This window comes from Achromobacter sp., assembly GCF_057314935.1.
The window spans coordinates 46,224-50,303 of record NZ_DBHKZA010000018.1 but is presented as its reverse complement, the minus strand read 5'-3'; the positions used below and the strand labels follow the sequence as shown (position 1 = coordinate 50,303).

4 protein-coding genes and 1 tRNA gene are annotated in these 4,080 nt (G+C 63.4%); all 5 read left to right on the top strand.

Annotation, left to right across the window (positions count from 1 at the left end; all coding sequences use genetic code 11):
* Nucleotides 1–411, top strand: a 411-nt coding sequence (locus ACO6D5_RS09175; protein ID WP_485825199.1) for a tRNA ligase subunit PheS family protein, incomplete at its 5' end; no start/stop codon positions are given.
* Between the two features lie 13 nt (nt 412–424).
* The gene (pheT, locus tag ACO6D5_RS09170; protein WP_485825198.1) at nt 425–2,842 is read left to right on the top strand and encodes a phenylalanine--tRNA ligase subunit beta; all 2,418 of its coding nucleotides are present in this window, start codon (nt 425–427) and stop codon (nt 2,840–2,842) included.
* Nucleotides 2,843–2,845: 3 nt separating this feature from the next.
* Nucleotides 2,846–3,187, top strand: a complete 342-nt coding sequence (locus ACO6D5_RS09165; protein ID WP_006218744.1) for an integration host factor subunit alpha — start codon at nt 2,846–2,848, stop codon at nt 3,185–3,187.
* 58 nt (nt 3,188–3,245) lie between these two features.
* A complete protein-coding gene (locus ACO6D5_RS09160) occupies nt 3,246–3,680 on the top strand; it encodes a MerR family transcriptional regulator (RefSeq protein ID WP_485825197.1) in 435 nt (144 codons plus the stop codon).
* A 232-nt stretch (nt 3,681–3,912) separates the two neighbouring features.
* Nucleotides 3,913–3,989: transfer RNA gene (locus ACO6D5_RS09155), tRNA-Pro, on the top strand.
* Nucleotides 3,990–4,080: the final 91 nt, after the last annotated feature.

The window sequence follows — 4,080 nt, the reverse complement described above, 5'->3', positions numbered from 1 at the left end:
AGCGACGCCACGCACTCGCCCATGTTCCACCAGGTGGAAGGGCTCTGGATCGCCGAGGACATCTCGTTTGCCGATCTGAAAGGCGTGTACACCGATTTCCTGCGTTGCTTCTTTGAAAGCGACGATCTCGTCGTGCGCTTCCGTCCGTCGTTCTTCCCGTTCACGGAACCGTCCGCCGAAATCGACATGATGTTCACCTCGGGTCCCAACCGCGGCCGCTGGCTGGAGATCTCCGGCTCGGGCCAGGTGCACCCCGAAGTGGTGCGCAATTTCGGTCTTGATCCCGAGCGCTACATCGGCTTTGCCTTCGGTTCCGGACTTGAGCGCCTGACGATGTTGCGCTATGGCGTCAACGATCTGCGCCAATTCTACGAAGGCGATTTGCGCTTCCTGCGCCAGTTCAACGAATAACAGACGGCTGATCATGCAATTTCCCGAATCCTGGCTGCGTACGCTGGTCAACCCTCCGATCGCAACCGATGAACTCGCGCACCGGCTCACCATGGCCGGCCTGGAAGTCGAAGAGACCGTGCCCGCCGCGCCCGCCTTCACCGGCGTGGTCGTGGGCCATATCGTCGACATCGCGCCGCACCCCGACGCCGACAAGCTGCGCGTCTGCCAAGTGGACGACGGTTCCGGCGAACGCCTGCAGATCGTATGCGGCGCGCCGAATGCGGCCGCCGGCCTGAAAGTGCCGCTGGCCCGCGTGGGCGCGGAACTGCCCGGCGGCATGAAGATCGGCGTGGCCAAGATGCGCGGCGTGCAGTCGTCGGGCATGCTGTGCTCGGCCCGCGAACTGGGCCTGTCGCAAGACCATGCCGGTTTGTTGGAGCTGCCTGCCGACATGGTGCCCGGCCAATCCATCCGCGACGCGCTGGACCTGGACGACACCCTCTTCACCCTCAAGCTCACGCCTAACCGCGCCGATTGCCTGTCGATCCTGGGTGTGGCGCGCGAAGTCGCGGCCTTGACCGGCGCGCCGCTGTCGGTGCCGACCGCTGTCGCCGTGCCCGTCACGCTGGATGAGCGCCTGCCCGTCAAGATTGAAGCCCCCGACCTGTGCGGCCGTTTCGGCGGCCGCGTGATCCGCGGCGTGAATGCCCGCGCGGCAACGCCCGACTGGATGAAGTCGCGTCTGGAACGCGCCGGCCAGCGTTCGTTGTCCGCGCTGGTGGACATCTCCAACTACGTCATGCTGGAACTCGGCCGCCCGTCGCACGTGTTCGATCTGGACAAGATCGGCGGCGACATCAGCGTGCGCTGGGCGCATGAAGGCGAAACGCTTGAACTGCTGAACGGCCAGACCGTCGCGCTGGACCCGGAGGTGGGCGTGGTGGTGGCGGGCGACCAGGTGGAAAGCCTGGCCGGCATCATGGGCGGCGAAGCCACTTCCGTGACGCTGGATACGCAGAATATCTATCTGGAAGCTGCGTTCTGGTGGCCGCAAGCCATTGCGGGCCGCGCGCGCCGCTACAAGTTCAGCTCGGAAGCCAGCCACCGTTTCGAACGTGGCGTGGATTACGCGAGCATCCCCGAGCACCTTGAATTCATCACCCGCCTGATCGTCGATATCTGCGGCGGCCAGGCCGGCCCCATCGACGACCAGATCGTCAATCTGCCGGCCCGTCCGCCGGTGCGCATGCGCCTGGCGCGTTGCCATCGCGTGCTGGGCGTGCCCGTCACGCCAGAGCAGGTCGCCAAGATCTTCGGCAGTTTGGGCCTGGAGTTCACGGTCGAAGGCGATGACTTCATCGTCAGCCCGCCGTCGTACCGTTTCGACCTGGTAATCGAAGAGGACCTGATCGAGGAAGTGGCCCGCATCTACGGTTTCGAGAGCATCCCCGACGTGCCGCCGATGGCGCGCGCCAAGATGTTTTCGCAGCCGGAAGTGCATCGTGGTGCGCATGCGCTGCGCCGACTGGTCGCCGCGCAAGACTACCAGGAAGTCGTGAACTACAGCTTCGTCGAAGCGGATTGGGAACGCGACTACGCCGGTAACGAGACGCCGGTTCGTCTGGTGAACCCGATCGCCAGCCACCTGTCGGTGATGCGTTCCAGCCTGATCGGCAGTTTGGTCGCCAACATCCGCCACAACGCCAACCGCAAGCAGTCGCGCGTGCGCCTGTTTGAATTGGGCCGTGTGTTCATGCGCGACGCGTCCGTAGAAGACGGTCCGGTGCAAGTGGCGGGCGTGAGCCAGCCGATGCGCCTGTCGGGCGCGGCCTGGGGCCCGGCCGTGGAAGAGCAGTGGGGCGTCCCGACGCGCCAGGTGGACTTCTACGACGTGAAGATGGATGTCGAAGCGCTGTTCGGCGCGCGCGGCCGCCGCCTGCGTTTCGAACCCGCTGTGCATCCGGCGCTGCATCCGGGGCGTAGCGCCCGCATCGAACTCGATGGCCGCGCGATCGGCTGGATCGGCGAATTGCACCCGCGTTGGGCGCAGCAAGCCGACCTGGCGCACGCGCCCGTCGTGTTCGAATTGAATGTGGATGCCTTGTCCGAAGGCGAGTTGCCGCAGGTGCGCGAACTGTCGCGCCAACCGGTGGTGGTGCGCGATCTGGCATTGTGGGTCGATGCTCCCGTGTCCACGCAATCGATGCTGGACACCGTGGCCGCGGCCGTGAAGGCGGATGCGCAACTGGCCGTGGTGCAGGATGTGCGCGTGTTTGACGTGTGGCGCGAGAAGGCCCACGGCAGCGAGCCCGTCACCGAGAAAAGCCTTGCTTTCCGTTTCTGGCTACAGGACACTGAAGTCACGCTGGACGAAGCCCGTGTGGCGGATTGCCTGTCCCGCATCAAGGATGCATTGGTCAGTGCTCACGGCGCGCGCCAGCGTGCTTGAACCATGGGGAACAGTATGCTTGCTGCCGAGCCGCGCACTCTGACCAAGGCTGAGCTGGCCGAACTGCTCTTTGAGCGGGTCGGCCTGAACAAGCGCGAAGCCAAGGACATCGTCGACACGTTCTTCGAGGAAATCCGCGATGCGCTGGCTCGCGGAGACTCGGTCAAGCTCTCAGGCTTTGGCAATTTCCAGGTGCGCGACAAACCGCCGCGCCCTGGCCGCAATCCCAAAACCGGCGAGACCATTCCCATCGCCGCACGCCGCGTGGTCACGTTCCACGCGAGTCAGAAACTCAAGAGCGTGGTGGAGCAGGCGACCCCTGCTGCACCCGACGCCGCGGAGTGATACGCTTTGTCGGTAATTGTTATCGGCTTCCAGCGCCCGCGCGGCATAAAATTCGCTTATGACACGTACTGAACCCACCGTTACCTTACCGCCCATTCCCGCCAAGCGTTACTTCACCATCGGTGAAGTCAGCGAGCTGTGTGGCGTCAAGCCCCACGTCTTGCGGTACTGGGAACAGGAATTCACGCAGCTCAAACCCGTGAAGCGCCGCGGCAACCGCCGCTACTATCAGCACCACGAAGTGCTGCTGATCCGCCGCATCCGTTCGCTGCTTTACGAACAAGGCTTCACCATCAGCGGCGCACGCAACCGCTTGGGCGATGCGCGCGACATGCCGCACGATCAAGACGCCGCCGTGCGTTTGTCGGGCGCCGAAATGCAGGCCTTGCGCAACGAGCTCGGCAACGTCTCGACGATGCTGGCCGACGCGTTGGGCATGCCGGAAAACGCCGCTGCCAGCGTCAGCACCAGCAACGCGGGCTCGCCTGCGTAAGCGCTGAATTCCTTGTCGTCCAAGATTGTTTGATTGAACGCAGTACCTGCAACGCGCGTGGCTCTTGAAGCAACGCGCATTGCATCAAGCAGTACGTTGCGCCTCGCGCGCGCCGCTTGCACGAAGCTAGTGCAGGCGACGAACATGAGGCGCAAATTTTTTTGAGTATTCAGCACTTTTTTTGCACCAATGCGTGCAAACTTATTTTTGTTCTGCTATACTCTTTTTCTTTCGGGGCGTAGCGCAGCCTGGTAGCGCACTTGCATGGGGTGCAAGGGGTCGCGAGTTCGAATCCCGCCGTCCCGACCAGCAATACCCTAGGGGGTTAGTGATGAAAATCACTAACCCCCTTTCTCATTTCTCTTTCCCTTTTTCGCGCGGTGTTGGGGTGGAGTATGGG